The 22,134-nt window shown below is 58.3% G+C and carries 19 protein-coding genes; 10 read left to right on the forward strand and 9 right to left on the reverse strand.

Annotated features, from left to right (window positions below; translation table 11 throughout):
* Position 1 precedes the first annotated feature (1 nt).
* The 3 genes from cobN to AUC61_RS17520 all read left to right on the forward strand — a co-directional run bounded on the left by cobN (position 2) and on the right by AUC61_RS17520 (position 5,465).
* On the forward strand, positions 2-3,763 hold the full coding sequence (cobN, locus tag AUC61_RS17510; protein WP_243247455.1) for a cobaltochelatase subunit CobN: 3,762 nt from the start codon (positions 2-4) through the stop codon (positions 3,761-3,763).
* Between the two features lie 20 nt (positions 3,764-3,783).
* Positions 3,784-4,800, forward strand: coding sequence for a magnesium chelatase ATPase subunit I (locus AUC61_RS17515; protein WP_243247623.1), 1,017 nt, complete (start codon positions 3,784-3,786; stop codon positions 4,798-4,800).
* Positions 4,801-4,877: 77 nt separating this feature from the next.
* Positions 4,878-5,465 (forward strand): vWA domain-containing protein, encoded by a 588-nt coding sequence (locus tag AUC61_RS17520; protein ID WP_279291074.1) that lies wholly within the window; start codon positions 4,878-4,880, stop codon positions 5,463-5,465.
* A 171-nt stretch (positions 5,466-5,636) separates the two neighbouring features.
* Here the strand turns inward: AUC61_RS17520 and AUC61_RS17525 are convergent, their stop codons facing one another.
* Positions 5,637-5,903: a hypothetical protein gene (locus AUC61_RS17525; protein WP_027901210.1), complete on the reverse strand. Its 267-nt coding sequence runs from the start codon at positions 5,901-5,903 to the stop codon at positions 5,637-5,639.
* Between the two features lie 376 nt (positions 5,904-6,279).
* Here AUC61_RS17525 and AUC61_RS17530 point away from each other — a divergent pair, with 376 nt between their 5' ends.
* Complete coding sequence (locus AUC61_RS17530) at positions 6,280-7,608, forward strand: sigma-54 dependent transcriptional regulator (protein ID WP_243247456.1); 1,329 nt, start codon at positions 6,280-6,282, stop codon at positions 7,606-7,608.
* Between the two features lie 13 nt (positions 7,609-7,621).
* Here AUC61_RS17530 and AUC61_RS17535 read toward each other — a convergent pair whose 3' ends face one another.
* A complete protein-coding gene (locus AUC61_RS17535; RefSeq protein WP_243247457.1) occupies positions 7,622-8,149 on the reverse strand; it encodes an AAA family ATPase in 528 nt (175 codons plus the stop codon).
* Between the two features lie 380 nt (positions 8,150-8,529).
* Between AUC61_RS17535 and AUC61_RS17540 the strand changes: the two genes are divergently transcribed.
* Complete coding sequence (locus AUC61_RS17540) at positions 8,530-9,360, forward strand: undecaprenyl-diphosphate phosphatase (protein WP_243247458.1); 831 nt, start codon at positions 8,530-8,532, stop codon at positions 9,358-9,360.
* The gene (locus AUC61_RS17545; RefSeq protein WP_243247459.1) at positions 9,360-9,797 is read left to right on the forward strand and encodes a DUF1294 domain-containing protein; all 438 of its coding nucleotides are present in this window, start codon (positions 9,360-9,362) and stop codon (positions 9,795-9,797) included. Before AUC61_RS17540 ends, AUC61_RS17545 begins: the two co-directional genes overlap by 1 nt.
* Before the next feature lie 4 nt (positions 9,798-9,801).
* On the opposite strand, the gene AUC61_RS17550 is transcribed toward AUC61_RS17545, so the two are convergent.
* The gene (locus AUC61_RS17550; RefSeq protein ID WP_243247625.1) at positions 9,802-10,146 is read right to left on the reverse strand and encodes an MmcQ/YjbR family DNA-binding protein; all 345 of its coding nucleotides are present in this window, start codon (positions 10,144-10,146) and stop codon (positions 9,802-9,804) included.
* A 19-nt stretch (positions 10,147-10,165) separates the two neighbouring features.
* The gene (locus tag AUC61_RS17555) at positions 10,166-11,104 is read right to left on the reverse strand and encodes a LysR substrate-binding domain-containing protein (RefSeq protein WP_243247460.1); all 939 of its coding nucleotides are present in this window, start codon (positions 11,102-11,104) and stop codon (positions 10,166-10,168) included.
* A gap of 129 nt (positions 11,105-11,233) precedes the next feature.
* Here AUC61_RS17555 and AUC61_RS17560 point away from each other — a divergent pair, with 129 nt between their 5' ends.
* The 4 genes from AUC61_RS17560 to AUC61_RS17575 all read left to right on the forward strand — a co-directional run bounded on the left by AUC61_RS17560 (position 11,234) and on the right by AUC61_RS17575 (position 16,046).
* The gene (locus tag AUC61_RS17560; protein WP_243247461.1) at positions 11,234-11,845 is read left to right on the forward strand and encodes an FMN-dependent NADH-azoreductase; all 612 of its coding nucleotides are present in this window, start codon (positions 11,234-11,236) and stop codon (positions 11,843-11,845) included.
* 222 nt (positions 11,846-12,067) lie between these two features.
* Positions 12,068-14,134: a maltose alpha-D-glucosyltransferase gene (gene treS / locus AUC61_RS17565; protein WP_243247462.1), complete on the forward strand. Its 2,067-nt coding sequence runs from the start codon at positions 12,068-12,070 to the stop codon at positions 14,132-14,134.
* A gap of 94 nt (positions 14,135-14,228) precedes the next feature.
* Entirely contained in the window at positions 14,229-15,563 is a 1,335-nt protein-coding gene (locus tag AUC61_RS17570) for a sensor histidine kinase (protein ID WP_243247463.1), read from the forward strand.
* 57 nt (positions 15,564-15,620) lie between these two features.
* Positions 15,621-16,046 carry a DUF3830 family protein gene (locus AUC61_RS17575; protein ID WP_243247464.1) on the forward strand — a complete coding sequence of 142 codons (426 nt, stop codon included), beginning with the start codon at positions 15,621-15,623 and terminating at the stop codon, positions 16,044-16,046.
* A gap of 11 nt (positions 16,047-16,057) precedes the next feature.
* Here the strand turns inward: AUC61_RS17575 and AUC61_RS17580 are convergent, their stop codons facing one another.
* The 5 genes from AUC61_RS17580 to AUC61_RS17600 all read right to left on the reverse strand — a co-directional run bounded on the left by AUC61_RS17580 (position 16,058) and on the right by AUC61_RS17600 (position 22,071).
* Positions 16,058-16,450, reverse strand: coding sequence for a YkvA family protein (locus tag AUC61_RS17580; RefSeq protein WP_243247465.1), 393 nt, complete (start codon positions 16,448-16,450; stop codon positions 16,058-16,060).
* A 101-nt stretch (positions 16,451-16,551) separates the two neighbouring features.
* Complete coding sequence (locus AUC61_RS17585; RefSeq protein ID WP_243247466.1) at positions 16,552-17,781, reverse strand: ABC transporter substrate-binding protein; 1,230 nt, start codon at positions 17,779-17,781, stop codon at positions 16,552-16,554.
* A gap of 74 nt (positions 17,782-17,855) precedes the next feature.
* The gene (locus AUC61_RS17590; protein WP_243247467.1) at positions 17,856-18,638 is read right to left on the reverse strand and encodes an ABC transporter ATP-binding protein; all 783 of its coding nucleotides are present in this window, start codon (positions 18,636-18,638) and stop codon (positions 17,856-17,858) included.
* Positions 18,635-19,693, reverse strand: a complete 1,059-nt coding sequence (locus AUC61_RS17595) for a FecCD family ABC transporter permease (RefSeq protein ID WP_243247468.1) — start codon at positions 19,691-19,693, stop codon at positions 18,635-18,637. The genes AUC61_RS17590 and AUC61_RS17595 overlap by 4 nt, the downstream gene beginning before the upstream one ends.
* The gene (locus AUC61_RS17600) at positions 19,690-22,071 is read right to left on the reverse strand and encodes a TonB-dependent siderophore receptor (RefSeq protein ID WP_243247469.1); all 2,382 of its coding nucleotides are present in this window, start codon (positions 22,069-22,071) and stop codon (positions 19,690-19,692) included. The genes AUC61_RS17595 and AUC61_RS17600 overlap by 4 nt, the downstream gene beginning before the upstream one ends.
* Positions 22,072-22,134: the final 63 nt, after the last annotated feature.

The raw sequence follows: 22,134 nt of genomic DNA on the forward strand, positions 1-22,134 counted from the left end.
CATGCACCTGCTGAGAACCCAGCCCGGTGGTTTTGTACCGGACGACAGTATTGCCGACCTCGGGCAAACGCCCGCCGAGCTGGTCATTCTCTGCAGCGGTGATTCAAGCCTGGCGTTGCTCGCCGAAGCGGCGCAGCAACTCCCTGAGGATTATCCGACCTTGCGTCTGGCTAACCCGATGCAGGTTCAGAACCACGCGTCAGTGGACCTCTATTTCGATGAGGTCCTGCGTCACGCCAAGGTGATTCTGATCTCCCTGCACGGCGGGATCGGCTATTGGCGTTATGGCGTCGAGCGCCTCATGGAGCTTGCTGCAAGCGGTGTGCAAGTGATCATGGTTCCGGGGTGTGACCGCCATGATCCCGAGTTGACGGAGCGCAGCACCGCTCCCGCTGATGACTGCCATCGGTTATGGCAGTTTCTGCGTCAGGGCGGTATGCATAACGCGCTGGATTTCTATCGTTGTCTCGCGACTCGCCTGCTCGGTCGGGACTATCCATGGTCCGAGCCACAGGCCTTGCCGCGCACCGCGGTTTATCATCCGCAGGGCGTCAGCGCCAACCCTGAAAGCTGGTTCGCTGACTGGTTGCCGAATCAACCGGTCGTGGCGCTTCTTTTCTATCGCTCCCACTTGCAGGCCGCCAATACCGCGTTCATCGATGTGTTTTGCGCTCGTCTGCAGGCGCAAGGCTTGAACCCTTTGCCCATCGCCGTGGCCAGTCTGAAGGAAGCGGGCTGTATGACGGTGGTCGAGGACTGGCTGGACGAGGTCGGCGCTGAACTGATCCTCAATACCACCGGGTTCGCTCAGTCCAGTCCTGAAGCGCCGCATGTGCGTCCGTTTCGCCGCAATATCCCGGTTATTCAGGCGATTTGCGCGCAGGACAACGAACCTGGCTGGCGCGCCAGTGAGCAGGGCCTCGGTGCTCGGGATCTGGCCATGCACATTGCCTTGCCCGAGCTGGACGGCAGAATCATCAGTCGGCCGATCAGCTTCAAGGATCTGGCCTGGCGCAGCGAGCGCAGTCAATCGGATGTGGTTTGCTATCGCCCGCACTCCGAGCGCATGGATTTCGTCGCCGAGCTGGCACGCCGCTGGGTTCTGCTTGCACGCCTGCCCAATGCCGACAAACGCGTCGCGTTGATTCTAGCCAATTACCCCACACGCGACGGGCGCATTGGCAACGGGGTCGGTCTGGATACACCAGCAGCAGCGCTGAATATCCTCCGTGCAATGCGGCATGAGGGCTATCCGGTTGCCGAGTTGCCGGAAACCGGTACCGACCTGATTCACCAGTTGCTCGGCGGCGTGACCAACGATCTCGACAGCATCGACCTGCGGCCTTGCCAGCAAAGCATGGCGCTGGACGAGTACACCGCTGCCTTTGAAAACTTGCCTTTGGCCAACCGTGAAGCGGTCATTGCGCGCTGGGGTGCGCCTCATAACGACCCGATGTTTCGCAGCGGACGAATGATGATCGCCGGAATCAGGTACGGCCTGACCTTTGTCGGCATCCAGCCTGCGCGTGGCTATCAAGTGGACGCCAGCGCCGTCTATCACGATCCGGACCTGGTGCCGCCTCATGGCTACCTGGCATTTTATTTCTGGCTGCGCAAAGCGTACGGCGCCCACGCGGTGGTGCACGTCGGCAAACACGGCAATCTGGAGTGGCTGCCGGGCAAGGGCGTTGGGTTGTCGGAGAATTGCTGGCCAGACGCAATTCTTGGTGCAATGCCGAACATCTATCCCTTTATCGTCAACGACCCAGGCGAAGGTGCTCAGGCCAAACGCCGGACCCAAGCGGTGATTATCGATCACCTGATGCCGCCACTGACGCGTGCTGAAACCTACGGCCCGTTGCGCAACCTGGAGTTGCTCGCGGACGAGTATTACGAAGCGCAGTTGCTGGACCCACGTCGCGCGCTGGAACTGCAGCGGGATATTCTCAAGCTGGTCCGGGAAACCAATATTGATCAGGAACTGGCACTGGATGCCTCTCTGAAAGACGACAATGCAGCGATCTGGTTGCCAAGGCTGGACACGTACCTGTGCGATTTGAAGGAGTCTCAGATTCGCGATGGCTTGCATATTTTTGGTGAATCTCCCACCGGCCGCCTGCGTATAGACACCTTGTTGGCGTTGCTGCGCATTCCTCGCGGCGACGGTCGTGGGGCGCAATCGAGCCTGCTACGGGCCTTGAGCAAAGCGTTCGAATTGAATTTCGATCCGCTGGACTGCGACCTTGCGCAGCCCTGGCTGGAGAAAAAGCCGTCAGCGCTGGCCGCGATCAGTAGCGACCCCTGGCGTACGGCGGGCGACACCCGTGAGCGCCTTGAACTGTACGCAGCCTGGCTTATTGATCACGTTGTTAATAATGACGAATATGAAATCCCATTTGAAAACAATGATCTGCGTGAAATAGTTAACAATTTGAAAGAAGTTGTAGCGCCGCGCCTTGACGCCTGTGGCCCAGCGGAGATTCAAGGACTGCTGGATGCCTTGAGCGGTCGGTTCGTACCGGCAGGTCCTAGCGGGGCGCCCAGCCGCGGTCGCATAGACGTACTGCCTACCGGACGAAACTTCTTCTCCGTTGACGTGCGAAACCTGCCCACCACAACCGCTTGGCGCATCGGCTTTCAGTCAGCAAATTTGTTGCTGGAGAGGCACTTACAAGATCATGGTGATCATTTACGTCAACTGGGTTTATCGGTGTGGGGCACCGCCACAATGCGCACCGGTGGTGATGACATTGCTCAAGCCATGGCGCTGATGGGCGTTCGACCGGTGTGGGCAACAGGCAGTCAGCGGGTCGATGACTTTGAAATCCTGCCGTTGAGCTTGCTGGACCGGCCTCGGGTTGACGTGACGCTGCGAGTGTCCGGCTTCTTCCGCGACGCCTTCGCCAATCTGATCCGGTTGTTTGACGCAGCGGTACAGGCCGTTGCTGCACTGGACGAACCGGACGACCTGAACCCGCTGGCTGCAAAAGTTCGCGAAGAGCGCACGGCGTTGCTGGAGAACGGTGTTGCTGGTGACGAGGCAGCACGTCAAGCCGGCTGGCGTATCTTCGGTGCCAAGCCCGGTGCATATGGCGCCGGTGTTCAGGGCGCTATTGACGGTCGACTCTGGCAAAGCCGTGATGACCTGGCCGAGGTCTATCTGAACTGGGGCGGCTACGCTTATGGCGCGACGGATGAAGGCACGCCCGCCCGGGAGCGTTTTGCCCGTCGCCTGTCCCAGGTTCAGGCTGTGGTACAGAATCAGGACAACCGAGAGCACGACTTGCTCGACTCCAACGACTATTACCAGTTTCAGGGCGGCATGCTGGCGGCAGCTGAGAGCTTGAGTGGTCAGAAGACCGCGAGCTATCACGGCGATCACAGCCAGCCGGATTTGCCAAAAATCCGCACCCTGAAGGAAGAATTGAACCGGGTTATCCGTTCACGCGCCGCTAACCCGAAATGGATCGACGGCGCAAAGCGCCATGGTTATAAAGGCGCATTCGAGATGGCCGCGACCGTGGACTTTCTGTTCGCCTTCGACGCCACCACCGAACTGATCGACGATCACCAATATGCGCTGCTGGCCGATGCTTATCTGCTTGATCCATCGACCCGTGAATTCATTCAGCAGCACAACCCCGATGCCTTGCGGGATATGACCGAGCGCATGCTTGAAGCGCAGCAGCGTGGGTTATGGCAGGAACCGGGCAATTACCGTGACGCGCTGGAAAGCCTGTTGCTGGACATAGAAGAGAGCTGATGACGTTGCGCGATATGACCTTGAGCGATACCCCACACTTCCCTCTGGCGGCCGTAGTGGGCGCCGATGAGCTGAAACTGGCGCTGTGCCTGAGCGCCATCGACCCGAAAATCGGTGGTGTACTGATCGAGGGGCCAAGGGGAATGGCCAAATCAACGCTGGCTCGCGGTCTGGCCGACTTGTTGGCCAGCGGGCAGTTCATCACGCTGCCACTGGGGGCCACCGAAGAACGGCTGGTCGGTACCCTTGATCTTGACGCGGCCCTCGGCGAAGGCCGGGCGCAGTTTTCTCCAGGTGTATTGGCAAAGGCTGACGGCGGCGTTTTGTATGTCGATGAAGTCAACCTATTGGCTGATCACCTGGTCGACCTGTTGCTGGACGTCGCTGCCAGCGGCGTCAATCTGGTGGAGCGCGACGGCATCTCTCATCGCCATCAGGCGCGTTTCGTGCTGATTGGCACGATGAATCCTGAAGAAGGGGAGTTGCGGCCGCAGTTGCTGGACCGTTTCGGCCTGAACGTGGTGCTGAGCGGTCAAACATTGCCCGCAGAGCGGGGGCAGATCATTCGTCGGCGTCTGGATTTCGATAGCGATCCGCGTTCTTTTTGCGAGCAGTGGGAAGGTGAGCAGCAGGCACTCAAGCAACGCTGCGAACAGGCACGCATCGCGCTCGGTAATATCGCGCTGGATGACACGTCTCTCAGCATTATTACCGAGCGTTGTTTTGCCGCAGGCGTCGACGGCATGCGCGCTGATCTGGTCTGGCTGCGTGCTGCCCGCGCCCATGCGGCCTGGCGTGGCGCGTCTGCGATTGAAATGCAGGATATCGATGCTGTCGCAGAGTTTGCCTTGCGCCACCGGCGTCGTGACTCTCTAACTCAGGAGCAGCCACCTCAGGAGCAAGCGCCGCAGCAGCCTGCGCCGCATCAAGACTCGTCAGGCACAGATCAAGGTCAGGGCAGTTGGGGCGAGTTGCCCGCCCAGGCAATATCTACAGGCGTACGTCGCGAAGTGCCGAGCTGGCCAAAAAAGCCTTAGGCATCCGTCCTCGCTGTTCTCCGGGGGCGGATGCCAGGCCCCGGCCAGGCAAAGTTGCCGGTGGCCGCACTGGCGCGCTGCGCAGTGGTGCTGATGGAGCAATTGCCTGGCTGCCGACACTGTTGCGCGGGAAACCAAAGCTCCGGGGTGATCTGATCCGTAAGCCTCGCAGCCAAAAGGCTACCGAGTTATGGCTGGTGATCGTCGATGCGTCGGCTTCCACAAGGCGCTATCAGGCCCTGAGCCACGCCAAAGGGCTATTGGCTGAATTGTTTGATGACGCTTATCGCCGCCGTGTGCGTTTGGCGCTGCTGACGGCTAATGGCAACACGCCGCGCTGGCAGCATCAGGGTCTCAAGGCCTCCAGCGCGCTGCAACCGTGGCTGGATGAGCTGGGTGCGGGAGGTGGGACACCATTAACAGCCGCGTTTGATCTTGCACGCCAATGGCTGGATAAACGTCAGAAACAGCATCCAGCCGAACAGCAGCGTCTGTTGGTCCTGACCGATGGTCGAGTGAAGGATTCAGGCGCGTTGCCGGTATTCAACTGTCCGGGCCTGTTGATCGATATTGAAAGCGGCCCGATCCGGTTGGGCAGAGCGCTACAGATGGCGTTGAGTCTGGGGATCGAGTATCAGCACATTGATGGGCTGAAGGTTCGCTAGACAAGGCGGGCTGTCGTGTCATCGTTTATCGCGATCAAGCTCGGCTCCTACAGGGATCATCGATATCTGTAGGAGCCGAGCTTGATCGCGATACATAAGACGCCGCCTGAAGGCGCACCGCGTTATCTTTTATGCCGGGTGAGCATCCACAGGGGCCGCGTCTACATTGCCTCAGGCTGGCATGGTCCACGGCTCAAGGCGGTGGCCTTCGTTGCTGATTTCAGCGCGGGCCAGTTCAAGCTCGTTAGCCAGACGCTTGGCATCCGAGTAGGTGCTACGAGCGATCTGGCGGCGGCCAATGCGATTGCTGGTGCGGTCGATGACCGTCAGGCTCAGCTCGCCGTTACCGTCTTGCGGTGCCCAGGCTACGCATTGGAAAGGTTCAAAAGCGTGTCCAGCGATCAGAAGTGCATCGTTGAAGCGCAATGGGGCGTTCATGGTCATTTCCTCAAAGTGCCCGTATCAAAAGTAATCGCTGCCGGTTGGGCTTACCGTTCAGCTGGTTACTTGTGTTGATGATCCCGAGTGCCATTCGAGTCACACAGCACATCAATTATTTTCAATTCTTTTACACATCGCCCGGTTTTCGCGGGCTGTAGAGCGGTTGTCTGCAGATTTCCAATTCCTTTTGTCAGCTCCGCCTTCCGCGCCTGTCCGCGTGGAGTGCGCTAATTACCTTTCGATCTGAACCCTATAGTTAATCGGTACAAGCGACTGTCAAATATTTGCTAACGTTCAAAACGCCGCCTCCAACTAACTGTTTATAAAATGTTTTTATTAACTGGATTTCAATTATGGCGCCAAGGACTTCCTTATGCATGAATCGGCACCACCACCGCGACGCCTGTTAATTGTTGATCCGTGCGACGACTGTCATCAGCTTATCCCTGTCCTGCGCGCAGCAGGCTGGGATGTCGATAGCAGTACCGTTGAGGCCGCTGCCAACCGCAGCTGCGATGTGGGACTGATCCGTCTGATGCCTTATCACTTTGAGCATCCAGAAGGGGTTAAAGACCTGATTACGCGCAGCCATACCGAATGGATCGCGGTATTGAGTCCGGATGACTTGCGCCGAGAGAAAATCGGCGACTTTGTCTGCGAGTGGTTTTTTGACTTTCATACCTTGCCGTTTGATGTCGCACGTATGCAGGTCACGCTGGGTCGCGCCTATGGTATGGCTCGGCTGCGTGCTCAGGGAGCGGCTTACGTGTCGGGACCGGAGCATGAAATGCTGGGCGAAAGTCGTCCGATTCGTGAACTTCGCAGGCTACTGAGCAAGCTGGCGCCAACTGAGTCTCCGGTGTTGATCCGCGGCGAGTCGGGTACTGGCAAAGAGCTGATCGCGCGCAACCTGCACTCTCAGTCACACCGGCGAAATAAACCTTTCGTTGCCATCAACTGCGCGACCACGCCTGAACATTTGCTTCAGGGTGAGCTGTTTGGCTATGAGAAGGGCGCTTTCGAAGGCGCAAACGAACTGAAAATCGGCAGCATCGAGGCGGCTGACGGCGGCACGCTGTTTCTCGATGAAATTGGTGACCTGCCCATGGAGCTTCAAGCCAGTCTGCTGCGCTTCCTACAGGACAAACAGATCGAACGCATTGGCGGGAGAGTGGCGATCGGTGTCGACGTCAGGGTGCTGGCCGCTACCCACGTTGACCTTGAGTCTGCGATCCGCAAGAAACGCTTTCGTGAGGACTTGTATTACCGCTTGAACGTATTGCAGGTCGGTACTGCGCCGCTGCGCGAACGGCACGGCGACCTGGCGTTACTGGCCAATCACTTCGCGCATTTCTATAGCCAGGAAACCGGTCGGCGTGTGCGCAACTTCAGTCAGGACGCACTGGTCGCGATGGGCAAACATGACTGGCCGGGTAACGTCCGTGAGCTGGCCAATCGTGTGCGCCGTGGATTGGTCCTGGCGGAGGGGCGGCAGATTGAAGCGGCTGATCTGGGGCTGCTGGGCGAGGACGATATAGTCAGCAGCATGGGGACTCTGGATGACTACAAGTCCAGGGCTGAACGCCAGGCACTGTGTGACGTGTTGACGCGTCACAGCGACAACCTGAGTGTGGCCGCCAAGGTGCTGGGGATTTCCCGGCCCACGTTTTATCGTCTACTGCACAAGCATCAGATTCGTTGAACGGTGCCGTCGCTCAGGCGCACTTGAGTAGTTGCTCGACTGCCGCGAAGACTCGTTCGCGTCGTTGGGCCCAAGTGCCGCCGATGACCAGATAATTCTGCTGATGCTGTTCAAGCCAGTGCAAGGTGTCATGGAAGAATGCCTGTCGTGACGCCAGCTCGGGTTGGCACCGCTGACCGTCGCCCACCCAGTTGATATCGCGCGGATCAAGCAACAGATGCAAATCATAGTGTCGAGCCAGCAATGCGGGCTCAATCCACGCAGGACAATCCCCGAATAACGTTTCACTCCAGAGCTTGTTGCTCAACAGGTGAGTATCGAGGATTAACAGCTCGGGCGCGGCGGCGCGGGCAGCATCTTCTCGGTCCAGTTGGCCCTGAGCGATGGCGGGGATATCCGCGTAACAGGTATCCCGCTGGTGCTGCTCAATAAAGCTGCGTACATACTCGCGCACCAGCACACCACCGAAGCAGCGCTGTATTTCTGCTGCCAGCGAGCTTTTGCCAGTCGACTCGGGACCGGTGAGTACGAGTACTTTCATTAAGCGGTTGCCTTGGACCACGTTAAGATGGCGCGCCGGGGGGCTGCCAGGCAATAAGGTGAAGGCATCGCTAATTCTCGGAAGGGCGGAAACGGTCCCGATTGTAAGCGTATATGAAGCTGCGCGCAGTCATTCGAAGCAAAAACCAGCGGCTGGCGTCTTGCTTGTAACTTCGGTCCGGGCGTCAAACGTCACGGGGCAAACTTCAGTGGCAGCGTCGTGCCTCAAGGTCTGTTAGCATCGCCACGCCTTGCTTTGGCCGTTGCTGTAAGCGTCCGTTTTTAACGGAGTTTTCACCTTTTGACGGGCATATTTGCACGCTGTTTTGACATGACAATTTTAAGAGGCTTGCTTCGAGCAATGCTTCACTTGGGGGAATGATGGATCTTTGGACCGCCGCTCAGGCATTGATTCTCGGGATTGTGGAGGGGCTGACGGAGTTCCTGCCCATTTCCAGCACCGGGCACCAGATCATTGTCGCGGACTTGATCGACTTCGGTGGCGAGAGGGCGATGGCCTTCAACATCATCATTCAACTCGGCGCGATACTTGCCGTGGTCTGGGAGTTTCGCCGCAAGGTCATTGATGTGGTCATCGGGCTGCCCAAACAACGTCAGGCGCAACGCTTCACGCTCAATCTGCTGATCGCTTTTCTGCCCGCCGTTGTGCTGGGTGTGATGTTTGCAGACTTGATCCACGAATACCTGTTCAACCCGATTACGGTCGCGACGGCTCTGGTCATCGGCGGTGTGATCATGCTGTGGGCCGAGCGTCGGGACCACGTAGTTCATGCCGAAAGCGTTGATGATATGACCTGGCGCGACGCGCTGAAGGTCGGTTGCGCGCAGTGTCTGGCGATGATTCCGGGGACTTCTCGTTCTGGCTCGACGATCATTGGTGGTCTGCTGTTCGGCTTGTCGCGCAAAACCGCTACCGAGTTTTCCTTCTTTCTGGCCATGCCGACCATGGTCGGCGCTGCTGTTTACTCGGGTTACAAGTACCGCGATCTGTTCCAGCCTGATGACTTCCCGGTGTTTGCTCTGGGTTTCGTTGTGTCCTTTATCTTCGCCATGATAGCTGTGCGCGGGCTGCTCAAGTTCATTGCCAGTCACAGCTACGCAGTATTTGCCTGGTACCGCATTGTCTTTGGCCTGCTGATTCTGGCGACCTGGCAGTTCGGCTGGATTGACTGGACCAGCGTGCAAGGCTGATGGGCGCAGAATCACGCATCAGACCCCATAAACCGGCAGCGCCAAAACAGCAGCCGCTACGTTTCGCGCGAGTCAAACTGGCGATCTTCCTGGCCATTTGTCTGCTGCCGGTAATCGGCCTCACGTCGCTGTTGCTCAACGGCGTGTGGTTGCCCGCTGCGGTCTACCTGACGATGAGCCTGCTGGTGTTCTTTCTCTACTGGCGCGACAAGCGCCAGGCCAGAGCTGGCGGCTGGCGGACTCCGGAGAAAATCCTCCACGCCGTGGAGCTGCTGGGTGGCTGGCCGGGCGCGATGCTTGCGCAGCAAGTGCTGCGTCATAAAACCCGCAAACTGTCCTTTCAAGTGCTGTTCTGGCTGATCGTGCTGCTGCATGAGGTGATCTGGATTGATCGTGTGTTGCTGGGTGGCAATTACCTGAGCAGGCACTTTTACTAAGCCGTCACAACTTCAGTGCGACCTGCTGTTTCTTCGGCAATTTGCTGACTACCAACTGATGCGAACGGGTCAACAGGTCTCGCAACTCCTCGTCACTCAGGGAGTAGGGCGTGGCGACGCTGATCCAGTACGCTCGCGCCAGATACGGAGCGGGTCTTACGCCAGGGCGATCGACATAACCGAGGAATAATTCGGGCGCTACTTTGAAAGACAGGCCTTTGCCTGCCAGATCCATCACCGCAAACATCTTGTTGCCAGCAATCGAAAACACTCGCGTACCGCCCCATTTGTAGTCCTCACGGGCACCCGGCAGTTGCAGGCAAAACGCGGCAACTTGCTCAATGTCCATTGGCTGGTCAGCCGTCTTCTCAATGGCCATGAGTCTGCTCCTGATGGCTTGCTTTGGGTGTAACGGGTTCGTATTTGAACGCCTGGCTTACATGTTCAATCCACGCGCGCACGGCGGGCAACATGCCGCGCCGCTGGGTGTAGGCCGCTTGCAAGTTACCACTGGGCAGCGACCAATCAGGCAACAACTGAATCAACTGACCATTGGCCAACTCTTCGTGACAATTCATCAAAGGCAGCATGGTCAGGCCTAGCCCTTGCAGAGCGGCATTTTTGCGAATCGGGAAGTCATCCACCACCAGGCGTGGATCGAGTGCCAATTCGCAGCGTTCGCCATTGCTGTGCATCAGTTGAAAGTGCACCTTGCGGTCGGCCTCAGCAGCGCCCAGCACTGGCAACGCGGCCAGGTCTTGTGGATGGGTGATGTTGTGTCCTTTCAGCAAGGCCGGCGATGCCACGATGGCGGCGCGGGCCGGAGACAATTGACGCACGATCAGGCTTGGGTCGTCGTCGCCAACGTCACGGACGCGTAACGCGACGTCGATGCCCTCGTTGACCAGATCGACTCGACGATTGACCAGAATCAGCTCCAGTTGCACCTGCGGATGCCGGATGAGGAATTCGTTGACCACTTCGGACAGATTCCAGTGCGTCATGCCAATCGGGCACGACACTCGCAATCTGCCACGCGGCTCGGCTGTCAACGACGCGACTGCCTCATCGGCCATCTCCGCTTCAAGCAGCATCGCTTGGCAGTGGCTCAGATAACGCTCGCCCACAGCCGTCAGTGCCAGTTTGCGCGTAGTGCGTTGCAGCAGGCTCGCGCCCAAACGCTCTTCAAGTTCGGCAATACGCCGTGACAGACGCGATTTGGGAATGCCCAGCAGGCGTCCGGCGGCAGCAAAGCCACCGTATTCGACGACTTTGGCGAAATAGTAAAGGTCGTTAAGGTCTTGCATACCGGGATCGATTGTCCTGTGTGTAGAACGAACTATCACATTTAAGCCGACTAATCAGCGATTGGATTGCGCTGTAGGATTATCCCCACTTGATCGCCAGCTGGCGACTTTTCATTTGGGAAGCACGTTATGAAACTTTTGCACATCGATTCCAGCATCCTCGGCGATCACTCTGCGTCTCGCCAGCTCAGCCGCGAAGTCGTTTCAGCCTTTACTGCTGTTGAACAAAACGCACAGGTCATTTACCGCGATCTGGCCAGCGAATCACTGAACCACTTTTCCCCGGCAACGCTTGCCGCAGCGGGCACGCCCGAAGAAGGTCGTGATTCAGCGCAGAAGCAGGAAGTGGCGACCAATGAACAAATCCTGCAAGAATTCCTCGATGCCGACGTGGTTGTGATTGGTGCACCAGTCTACAACTTCACTATTCCTAGCCAGCTCAAGGCCTGGATTGACCGCATTACCGTTGCCGGGCGTACCTTCCGTTACACCGAAACAGGCCCGGAAGGCCTGGCTGGCGGTAAACAAGTGATCATCGTTTCCACTGCTGGTGGTTTGCACGTCGGTCAACCGACCAGTGTTGGCCATGAGGATTTCCTCAAGGTTCTGTTCGGTTTCATTGGTGTGACCGATTTGAAGTTTGTCTTCGCTCACGGCCTGGCTTATGGCGAGGAGCCGCGTGCCAATGCACTGACTGCGGCGCAAAAGCAGATTGCAGAAGAGTTGTTTGCGGTAGCGTGAAACAGGCTTACTGAACACCGCTGTTGAGAGAACTCCAGTGCCCATGGCACTGGAGTTTTTTGCTGTCTGGCGTATGCCAATCAAACATAAATGCAACGTTTGTCGCCCGTTACGCTCTTAAAACCGGTGAGGCCTTGAAAAAGGTACGCAGACTCAATCGGAATAGCTCAGATCAATCCGATCGTTTCAACTCGACTGACGTGAAGCGGATGACTGGAATTTATGACGACACCGGAAAAGCAGTACGTGGAGTGGCTGGTTGAACAGTCAATGCTCAATGCCGCACGACAGCGCGCCAAGTTGTACTCAGGGCAAGGCAGGCTTTGGCAACGTCCATTCGCCGAGTCCCGACCCAGAGATGCATCGGCGATTGCATCGGTCTGGTTTACTGCTTATCCGGCGTCGATCATCACCCGACAGGGCGGATCGGTCCTTGAAGCGCTGGGCGATGAAACGCTCTGGCACGCCATGTCCGAGATTGGTATTCAAGGCATTCACAACGGCCCGCTGAAAACCTCCGGCGGCCTTCAGGGACGGCAGCACACACCTACTATCGACGGTAACTTTGACCGGATCAGCTTCGGTATCGACCCTGAGCTGGGCACCGATGCGCAGTTGCTCAGCCTGAGCCGCATCGCTGCAGCGCACAACGCAGTGGTCATTGATGATGTGATCCCGTCGCACACCGGCAAAGGTTCCGACTTCCGACTGGCCGAAATGGCCTATGAGGATTATCCGGGCCTGTATCACATGGTCGAAATCCGTGAGGAAGACTGGCAGCTGCTGCCGGATATTCCGGCTGGCCGCGACGCTGTGAACCTGATGCCCGAAGTAGTCGATGCGTTGAAGGACAAGCATTACATCGTCGGTCAGTTACAACGGGTAATTTTCTTTGAGCCTGGCGTCAAGGAAACCGACTGGAGTGCTACCGGTATTGTCCAGGGGGTAGACGGCAAGGCCCGGCGTTGGGTGTACCTGCATTACTTCAAGGAAGGTCAGCCATCCTTGAACTGGCTGGACCCAAGTTTCGCGGCGCAGCAAATGATCATCGGCGATGCGCTACATTCCATTGACGTCATGGGCGCGCGGGTTTTACGTCTGGATGCCAATGGTTTTCTGGGCGTCGAGCGCAAGGCTGAAGGCAATGCCTGGTCTGAAAGTCATCCACTGTCGATCACCGGCAATCAGTTGTTGGGCGGGGCGATCCGCAAGGCGGGCGGTTTCAGTTTTCAGGAATTGAACCTGACGCTGGACGACATCGCCTCGATGTCTCATGGCGGTGCAGATCTGTCTTACGACTTCATTTCCCGCCCGGCTTACCAGCATGCGCTGCTGACCGGCACCACTGAGTTTCTGCGGCTGATGCTGCGCCAGGTACATGCTTTTGGCATTGACCCGGCGTCGCTGATTCATGCGCTGCAGAACCATGACGAATTAACCCTGGAGCTGGTGCACTTCTGGACGCTGCACGCCCATGACACCTACCACTATCAAGGCCAGACGCTGCCCGGCAATATTCTTCGCGAGCATATCCGTGAAGAAATGTACGAGCGGCTCGCGGGAGAGCACGCCCCGTATAACCTGAAGTTCGTGACCAATGGCGTGTCGTGCACCACCGCAAGCATCATTACAGCGGCATTGGGCATTCGTGATCTGGACGCGATCACCGACGAAGATGTCCAGAAAATCCAGCACATCCACTTGCTGTTGGTGATGTTCAACGCCATGCAACCCGGCGTGTTTGCCTTGTCAGGCTGGGATTTGGTCGGCGCGCTGCCATTGCCTGCTGATCAGGTTCAGCATCTGATGCAGGACGGCGATACCCGCTGGATCCATCGCGGTGCTTACGATCTGGTCGATCTGGACCCTGAAGCCGACTTTTCGGCGGGCAACATGCCCCGCGCCAGAACGCTGTACGGCAGCCTCGTCAGTCAGCTACAACGTCCCGATTCATTTGCTTCGCAGTTGAAGAAAATCCTCGCAGTGCGCCGTGCCTACGACATCGCTGCAAGCAAGCAGATCCTGATTCCGGATGTGCAGCATCCAGGACTGCTGATCATGGTGCACGAGTTGCCTGCCGGAAAGGGCACGCAGATCACGGCGCTGAACTTCAGCAACGAGCCAGTGGTGGAAACCCTGCACCTGGCTGACATAGCCCCGGGTCCTGTGGTGGATATCATTAATGAACGGGTCGAAGGCGACCTGACAGACCAGGGTGAGTTCACGATTACTCTCGACGCTTATGAGGGGTTGGCGTTGCGCGTAGTCAGTGCGTTGCCAGGTTTTTAAACACCGTCCCCGACACCGACTGTGTAGCTCCGTTGACGAAATGACGACATATCTGGCCTGATACTGTCCGGATGTAAACGTCAACGGAAGCTGCATGGATATCAAACACAGTCTCAAACAGCGCATCGTCATCGTCTTCACGCTGATGAGTACTCTGGTCGCCTTGATCTTTGCAGCAGGCATTGTCGTCACTGTGCACCTGGTGGGTAAAAAGCTGACCACACTTTCAATGAACGGCGACTTGCACCGCCTGCTGTTGATGGATGACGTCGCCAACTGGAGCCATCGACCGGAAAAAGACTCGTTTTTCTACGTGCAGGATGCGTCGGGCCTGTTTGCGATGCCTGATGTTCTCAAGCCTCTTGGGCCCGGATTTCATAAAGTCACCAAAGACAACATCAGTTACTACGCGATGGTTGACGTAGTGGATGGTCGTCAGTACGTCTTGCTGCGGGACCAGTCCGCGACGATTCAGCGCGAGCGCATCTTGTTTGCCATTGTTCTGGTGGGGTTTGTGCTCAGCGTTCTGTTGGCGTTGTTGCTGGGGCGCCTCCTCGCACAGCGGGTCATGGCGCCCGTTGTAAAACTGGCGGGCCAGGTGCGTCACCGTGATCAGGTCATGGACGCCGCCCCGGCGCTGGCACCGGATTATGCGCATGACGAAGTGGGTGAGCTTGCTGTGTCTTTCGATGAAACCCTGGGCCGACTGCGCGCCGCCCTGAGTCGCGAGAAGATGTTCACCAGCGATGTCAGTCATGAACTGCGCACGCCGTTGATGGTGCTGGCGAGTTCCTGTGAGTTGTTGTTGGAAAATCCCGCCGTCGACCCTCGATCACGTAATCAGGTGTTACGCATCTCCCGCGCCAGCGAAGGCATGCGCCAACTGGTGGAAACCTTCCTGCTACTGGCCCGTATCGACACCGAGGTGCCAGGGCATGGCCCGCGCTCAACGCTCACGGCGGTGGCGGATGAGTTAGTGGATATCTGGCGCAAACCCATCGAAGAAAAAGGCCTGACCTTGCGCTATGAGCCCGGCGTCGGTTCGGATCGCCTGTACAACGCAACGCTGCTGCATTCGGTCATGAGCAACCTGCTGCGCAATGCCTGGCACTACACCGACGAAGGCTTTATCAGCCTGAACCTGCACGGTAACCGCTTTACGGTTGAAGACAGCGGAATCGGTATACCGATTGAGAAACAGCAGGCCATGTTCCAGCCTTTTGTCCGCGGCGATGAGCAGCGAGGGGAAGGCCTCGGTCTGGGCCTGTCGCTGGTGCAGCGCATCTGCACGCATCAAGGGTGGTCGGTCAATCTTGAAAGCCGTGTGCCACAGGGGTGCTGTTTTGAAGTGAGCCTGGTGGTATCCGCTGCTTCTGCAGATAAACCTGAGAGTACCCGGAAACCGAACGCTGTCAGTCAGCCTGCTTAGACAGGTGCTTGCAGTGATGCGATGTGATCAACCCGTTTATCTTGAGAGTGATCCTGAATGACGACCCTGAAAATTACCTCGGGCGGGTATGAGTTTCTTGCTGAGACCCATCCGGACGCACCGCAAACCGTTGCGGCTTTTCTCACGCTGTTGCCATACCGACAGAAAGCGATTCACGTTCGATGGAGCGGTGAGGCTTGCTGGGTACCATTGGGTGAGTACCAACTGCTGTTGAACGATCAGCCCATCGGCTTTGAAAACCACACCAGCCATCCATCGGTAGGGGACATTCTGTTCTACCCCGGGCCTTACAGCGAGACCGAGATCCTGATCGCCTATGGTTCGTGCAGCTTCGCCAGCAAAATGGGGCAATTGGCCGGTAATCACTTCCTGACCATTGTGCAGGGCAAGGAAAACCTGCGCGCCCTCGGGGTTAAAACCCTTTGGGAAGGTGCGCAGGATGTACTGTTTGAGCTGGCCTGACCGGTTCAGGCTCAGGTTGCCAATGCGCGCCACAGCGCCCAGGCGATCATCAACCAGATCAGCACGATGCAGACGACCATCAACCAGCGTCCATTGAGGCTGATTCGCTCTCCTGCCATGGCTTGTGCTTCGGGACGACAGCGTTGCTGCAGCGCGTCGGGGATCAGACGCAGGGCGAGGGCGATACCCAGCGGCAGCAGAAGCACGTCGTCCAGAAAGCCCAGCACCGGGATGAAATCGGGAATCAGATCAATCGGGCTGATGGCGTAAGCCACGGTCACCAATGCGATGATTTTCGGCAGCCAGGGCATGTCCGGTTGACGGCAGCATAACCAGAGCAGAATCAGATTGGCTTTAAGACGGCGAGCCCAGAGCTTCAGTTGTTTTACGGTGTTGCTGATCATTGTGACTACTCGTCAGGCGGCGCGTGTTGGCGCCCTGTAAAAGTGGAATGTGGTGCCAGACAAATCCGTTCATTCAAGCTCCTGTGTCTGTTCCGCAGCGCTTACCTGGAAGCGCCGCCCAGGTCTTTGAAGCACGCCTGTTGATGGAAAACAAAAGGCACGTCGGGTAACGCTGTGAATTGCCGGATCAACATCCGGTACTCGGCGTCCGGGTCCAGATCAGCGAACTGTTCTGGCCAGAATATCTTGGCCAGCCATTGCGCCCCGATCACATTGAAAACACTGTTATAGAACTGATGATTGAGGCCTTGTACGCAGTTTTCTGCTGAGTTCGCAGTGGCCGCAAAGCCCGGGCGGGACATCAAACGGTTCATTTCGCTGTTGATACGTTCGGCATCGGCGCCATAGCCAAAAGGGATGGCGGTAACTCCATTGCGTTGACGCTGGGTGCCCGTCATGAGGTACACGTCGGGTTTACTCAAAATCAGTGTTTCCAGTGCTACGTCGGCTGACTCGCTGCGCAGATAGCGCGAGCCCAGGTTTATTGCTCCCAGGTTTTCAATCAGCAAGCCCCAGCCAGCGTGGGCCTGAGTGTGGCAGCACCCGCCAGATCCCGCTTGTCCGGCCCGCGCCTCGACAAATACTTTGGGGCCGGGTAAACCCGCAGTTTTCTCGCGGATGTGCGCCAACTGCCGACGGTAGACCTGCAAGTAGGCAGTTGCGTTGTCTTCCCGGCCCAATATCTGGCCCAGCAACTCCAGACTGCGGGGTACGTTAACCAAGGGATCCAGCTCATTGTCGACATAGATCAGGGGGATTCCCAGCCGCTCAAGCACGCTGTTGAGTACCGTATTCTCTATGGCTGCGCGCCCACTGAGGCGGGCGATGATCAGGTCAGGGTGGGTGCGCAGCAGGCTTTCGATGTCCAGCTGGCCGGTGTCGGGAAAGTCCAGGTCCTGGACCTGCTTTGCCTGCGGCCAGCGCTGGCTCACGACCTTCCACAGCCCAGGGTCGGAGCTGGCCAGATTGTTATCCCACGCAACGACCCGGGCCAACGGTGACTTACGCTCCAGCAATGCCAATGACAGGAGCACGTTACTGTCCTGCAGCACGATACGTTGCGGGGCGTGGGGCAGTGTGACGCTGCGCCCGGCCAGATCGACGACTGTGAGTGGGTAATTCGCGGCCTGGCTGGTCGTGCAGCACAATAGTAGCCCGGCAATTACCTTGCATGCCGCCAATGCCAGGTTTTTAAGGGGATTACGCGGACATCCCGAGACAACGCGTTGCCCCTGTGGGAGCGAGGCTTGCCCGCGATTCAGACGCCGCATTCCATCAGTTACACCGTTTAATCGTTCATCGCGGGCAAGCGCCGCTCCCACAGGGCCGCGCCCTGAAGCGCAGATCATGCCACCGACCCGTCGACATGAATCTGCACCCGGCCCTGGCTGCAGCGTTCGACCCGGGCGTGTACCCGATAGACCTGTGCCAGCATGGCCGGGGTCAGGGTCTGTGCCGGGCTGCCTGCGGCGTTCAGGCGGCCGCGTTCGAGGACCATGATCTGGTCGGCCCAACGCGCCGCCAGCCCGAGGTCATGGAGCACAACCACGACGATGCGACCCTGATCGGCCAACTGTCGAACCATGCTCATGACGTCATTCTGGTAACGCAGATCGAGCGCACTGGTGGGCTCGTCGAGCAACAGCAGGCGCGGTTGACGAATCACCGCCTGAGCCAGGCTGACCATCTGGCGTTGACCACCGGACAGACTCTCCAGCGGTTGCAGGGCCAGATGCATGATTCCCAGTTGCTCCAGTACTGCACAGGCTTTGTCTTGTTGCTCCCTTGCGCTGCCAACCATGGCCAGCGAATCACCACCGCGTAATGCGCCGAGCAACGTTTCGAGCACACTCAAGGCAATGCCATCGGGCAAGGTCTGAGGCATGAAACCCAGCACAGCGGCACGTTCACGACGCTTGCAACGCAGCAGGTCGAGGTCGCCGAGACGTATTTCGCCCGTGGCAGACAGTAGCCCGGCAAGGCTGCGCAGCAGGGTCGACTTGCCTGCACCATTGGGGCCGACCAGCGCCACGACCTGGCCTGGAGCCACGTCGGGCAGATCGATGCCGTGCAGGACGGTGCTGTGCTTGTAGCCGACGGTGAGATTACGCACCTGCAACAGGCTCATGTCCGGCCTCGCTTGAGAATCAGGCTCATGAACAGCGGCACGCCGACCACGGCGGTCACGATGCCGATAGGCAAGACCACGCCCGGTATGAGTTGTTTGCTGACAATCGCCGACAGCGACATGATCAATGCGCCCATCAATGCACTGACCGGCAGGAAGAACCGGTGATCTTCACCGATCAGCATGCGGGCGATGTGTGGGCCTACCAGTCCGATAAAACCGATCGTGCCGACAAACGCCACCGCAGTGGCAGCCAGCAGACTGATGCGCAGCAGGGCGCCCAGACGCAAACGAGCGACGTCAATGCCCAGCGTTGCAGCACGCTCGTCGCCCAGGCGCAGGGTGGTCATCTGCCAGGAAGCACGCAAACTGAATGGCAATACCACAAAGAACACCGCGGCCAGCGTTTGCACCGCAGGCCAACTGGCTCGGCTAAGGCTGCCCATGCTCCAGAACACCAATTGCTGCAAGGCATCCGCCGAGGCCAGGTATTGCAGCAGCGCGACCATGGCATTGAAGCTGAAGACCAGCGCGATGCCGAACAACACCAGTGACTGCACGCCGCCCGTGAGGCTCGCAACCGCCTGCAACAGCAAGACCGAGGCAAAGGCGAAGATGAACGCGTTGGCGGTGATCAACCAGCTACCGGGGACGCCCGGGATACCCAGGTCGAGCACGATAGCCAGTGCCGCACCGAAGGAGGCTGCCGATGACACGCCCAGGGTGAACGGGCTGGCCAGCGGATTGTTGAGGATGGTCTGCATTTCCGCCCCGGCCAGGGACAGAGCAGCGCCGACCAATACCGCCATCAGCGCGAACGGCAGGCGCAGCTCACGGACAATCACCTGGGTGTCCGGGTCAGTACTGGCGGGGGCGAATATCGCCAGCAGCACATCGCTCGCGGCAAAGCGCGTGGTGCCCAGCGTGATGTCAGCCACCAGACAAGCCAGCAACGTCGCCACGAGTACGGCGCAGATCCACAGACGTTTACGCAGGATTCTGCTGTAGGCGACATGCAGTGTTTCGGCGTTCAGCGTGGGCTGCGAACGACTCAAAACCTGGCGCTCACGCTGGCGACGAACGAGGCAGGCTCGCCTGCGTAATTACCATCGGTACCGGCTGCGGTTTCGATGTACTTGCGGTCAGTCAGATTGCGGCCGTTAAGGGCAACACGGATGTTTTCATCGATGTCGTAGAACACGCTGGCATCGACCCGGGCATAGCCACCCACGTCATAGCTGTTATTGATATCACCCTGGCGTTCACCTACGGCAATCACACCCGCGCCAAAGCCCAGGCCTTTCATCGGCCCATCCTGCAGTTGATAGCTGGACCAGATCGACCCGCTGAGGATCGGCACTCCATCCAGACGGTTGCCCGTTTCTATTTCGGTATCCTTGGTGACCTTGGCGTCCAGGACGCTGACGTTGCCGATGATTTCCCAGCCTTCCAGCGGCGTACCACTGACATCCAGTTCTACGCCACGCACCCGCTGTTCGCCGGTCTGTACGGAGTAGTTGTCATCCGTCGGGTCGGGCGCAGCCACGTTCTGTCGGGTGATCTCGAACATCGACAGGGTTGCACTGAGGCGGTCAGGGATCAGATCGAACTTGGCGCCCACCTCATATTGTTCGCCTTCCTCTGGATCCAGCGTGCTGCCGCTGCGTTGAATATCGCTCTGAGGTGTAAACGAGGTGCTGTAGCTGGCGTAGAGCGCGAGCCAGTGAGTGGGCTGATACACCAGACCCAAGCGTGGCGAAACCTTGGTCGGGTCCATGTTAGTCGGGGTTGATACACGGTCCTGGCCCGGAGCGGAACCGGGAACGGTTGTGGTGTTGCGCTGACGAGTGTCGTCGTAGCGGGCGCCCACGATCAGCTTCCATTGCTCGCTCAGGTCAATCTGGTCCTGAAGATAGAAGCTGTAGGACTCAACCTTGTAATCGGTCTCCTCGTTGAAGGCGAACGCGCCTGGCTGGGCGCCGTAAACCGGATTGAAAATATCGATGGAGCCCAATGTTGCCCGATCGCTGGCGACATTGCGCTTGCCGTCGATGTATTCAAAACCAGCCAGCGCTGTGTGGTTCAGGCCGCCAGTCGCAAAACGGGCAATGGCTTCGAACTGCATGTCCAGCGTCTTGACACGTTCATCGCCATCGGTCGCCCGGCGGCGCAGGGTCCGGCCGTCAGCAGCGAGGTCGCGTAAATCCACCACATAGCGGTTTTTGTGAGACTCGTCCCAGCGAGTCATCTGGCGCAGGGTCAGCCAGTCATTCACGTCGTGCTCGGCGCGGTACCAGGCCGAAAACTTGTCGGCTTTGTCCCTGGACCAAGGCTCGTGCAAGTAACGGTCGGCGCTCATATTGATCTTGCCGTTTACCGGTATTAGCCCGCGGTCGAACGGGCTGGTCTGGTTGATGTATTCCAGGCCGGCGTCCACGCGGGTGACATCGCTGGGCTCCCAGCGCAATGTCGGGGCGATATACGTGCGCTTGCTGTCGCGAAAAGTGTCACGAAACCCGCGCTCGGTCTGCGTGGCAACCGTCATGCGTCCTGCCAGTGTCTTCGCTTCGTCCAGTGGACCACTGGCGTTGGCCTCAAGGCGATAGAAGTCATAGGAACCGGCCTGCGCCTTGACTTCCGCTTCGGGCGTGAAGCTCGGCTGCCGGGTGACCAGATTGATCAACCCGCCCGGGTTGCCACGGCCATACAGCACCGAGGCCGGACCCTTGAGCACCTCGACACGTTCGACGTTGGCCAGGTCACGCAGCGCTTCGGGGCGCGACACCAGCGGGTTGATCAGCATGCCGTCCACGGCATAAGTCGTGGCTTTGAAGCCACGAATAATGAAGCTCTCTGAAGAGCCTCCGTGGCTATTGCCACGCTGCACGCTGCTGACGTTGGTCAGCGCATCGCCGAGATTATTGACCTGTTGATCCTGCAGTACTTGCCGCGACACCACCTGAATGGATTGTGGAATGTCACGCAGGGCGCTGTCGGTTTTAGTGCCCGTGGCGCTGCGAGTCGCACGATAACCCTGTACCGGGCCGTCCGCGCGCTCGACAAAACTGGTGGAAGTAATGGTAGAAGGGGCGAGATTGACTGCGCCGCTGGCGGGCTGCGCGAACAGCAGCAACGTGCGGTCATCCGTCAGCGACCAACCCAGGCCTGAATCCCTGAGCAACTGCGTCAATGCTTCGCGCTCACTGAGCTCTCCACTGAGGGCTGGTGCGGTTTTGCCCGCTGCAAGCGCAGCGTCGAAGCTCAACTGCAACTGATTCTGTCGAGCGAATTGTGCCAGCGCCGATGCCAGCGGCTGGGCATTCATGCTGTAACGGGCAGTACGAGGACTTTCAGGAGCCTCGGCAGCCCAACTGTTCCCCATGGGCAGCATGATGAGCAGGGCGAGCGACGGCAATGCAGGTAGGCGCGACATCAATACGATCCTTCATACGTCTTGATTACGTTTGCGAAAAATTCTCAAACTGATCATCAAAGA

Source organism: Pseudomonas maioricensis (assembly GCF_022790535.1).
GTDB lineage: Bacteria > Pseudomonadota > Gammaproteobacteria > Pseudomonadales > Pseudomonadaceae > Aquipseudomonas > Aquipseudomonas maioricensis.

Bases quoted from the DNA above. Each gene is read 5' to 3' on its own strand.
- cobN (WP_243247455.1), top strand. From the start codon at position 2: ATGCACCTGCTGAGAACCCAGCCCGGTGGTTTTGTACCGGACGACAGT.
- AUC61_RS17525 (WP_027901210.1), bottom strand. From the start codon at position 5,903: ATGAACGCCCCATTGCGCTTCAACGATGCACTTCTGATCGCTGGACAC.
- AUC61_RS17530 (WP_243247456.1), top strand. From the start codon at position 6,280: ATGCATGAATCGGCACCACCACCGCGACGCCTGTTAATTGTTGATCCG.
- AUC61_RS17535 (WP_243247457.1), bottom strand. From the start codon at position 8,149: ATGAAAGTACTCGTACTCACCGGTCCCGAGTCGACTGGCAAAAGCTCG.
- AUC61_RS17540 (WP_243247458.1), top strand. From the start codon at position 8,530: ATGGATCTTTGGACCGCCGCTCAGGCATTGATTCTCGGGATTGTGGAG.
- AUC61_RS17545 (WP_243247459.1), top strand. From the start codon at position 9,360: ATGGGCGCAGAATCACGCATCAGACCCCATAAACCGGCAGCGCCAAAA.
- AUC61_RS17550 (WP_243247625.1), bottom strand. From the start codon at position 10,146: ATGGACATTGAGCAAGTTGCCGCGTTTTGCCTGCAACTGCCGGGTGCC.
- AUC61_RS17555 (WP_243247460.1), bottom strand. From the start codon at position 11,104: ATGCAAGACCTTAACGACCTTTACTATTTCGCCAAAGTCGTCGAATAC.
- AUC61_RS17560 (WP_243247461.1), top strand. From the start codon at position 11,234: ATGAAACTTTTGCACATCGATTCCAGCATCCTCGGCGATCACTCTGCG.
- treS (WP_243247462.1), top strand. From the start codon at position 12,068: ATGACGACACCGGAAAAGCAGTACGTGGAGTGGCTGGTTGAACAGTCA.
- AUC61_RS17570 (WP_243247463.1), top strand. From the start codon at position 14,229: ATGGATATCAAACACAGTCTCAAACAGCGCATCGTCATCGTCTTCACG.
- AUC61_RS17575 (WP_243247464.1), top strand. From the start codon at position 15,621: ATGACGACCCTGAAAATTACCTCGGGCGGGTATGAGTTTCTTGCTGAG.
- AUC61_RS17580 (WP_243247465.1), bottom strand. From the start codon at position 16,450: ATGATCAGCAACACCGTAAAACAACTGAAGCTCTGGGCTCGCCGTCTT.
- AUC61_RS17585 (WP_243247466.1), bottom strand. From the start codon at position 17,781: ATGCGGCGTCTGAATCGCGGGCAAGCCTCGCTCCCACAGGGGCAACGC.
- AUC61_RS17590 (WP_243247467.1), bottom strand. From the start codon at position 18,638: ATGAGCCTGTTGCAGGTGCGTAATCTCACCGTCGGCTACAAGCACAGC.
- AUC61_RS17600 (WP_243247469.1), bottom strand. From the start codon at position 22,071: ATGTCGCGCCTACCTGCATTGCCGTCGCTCGCCCTGCTCATCATGCTG.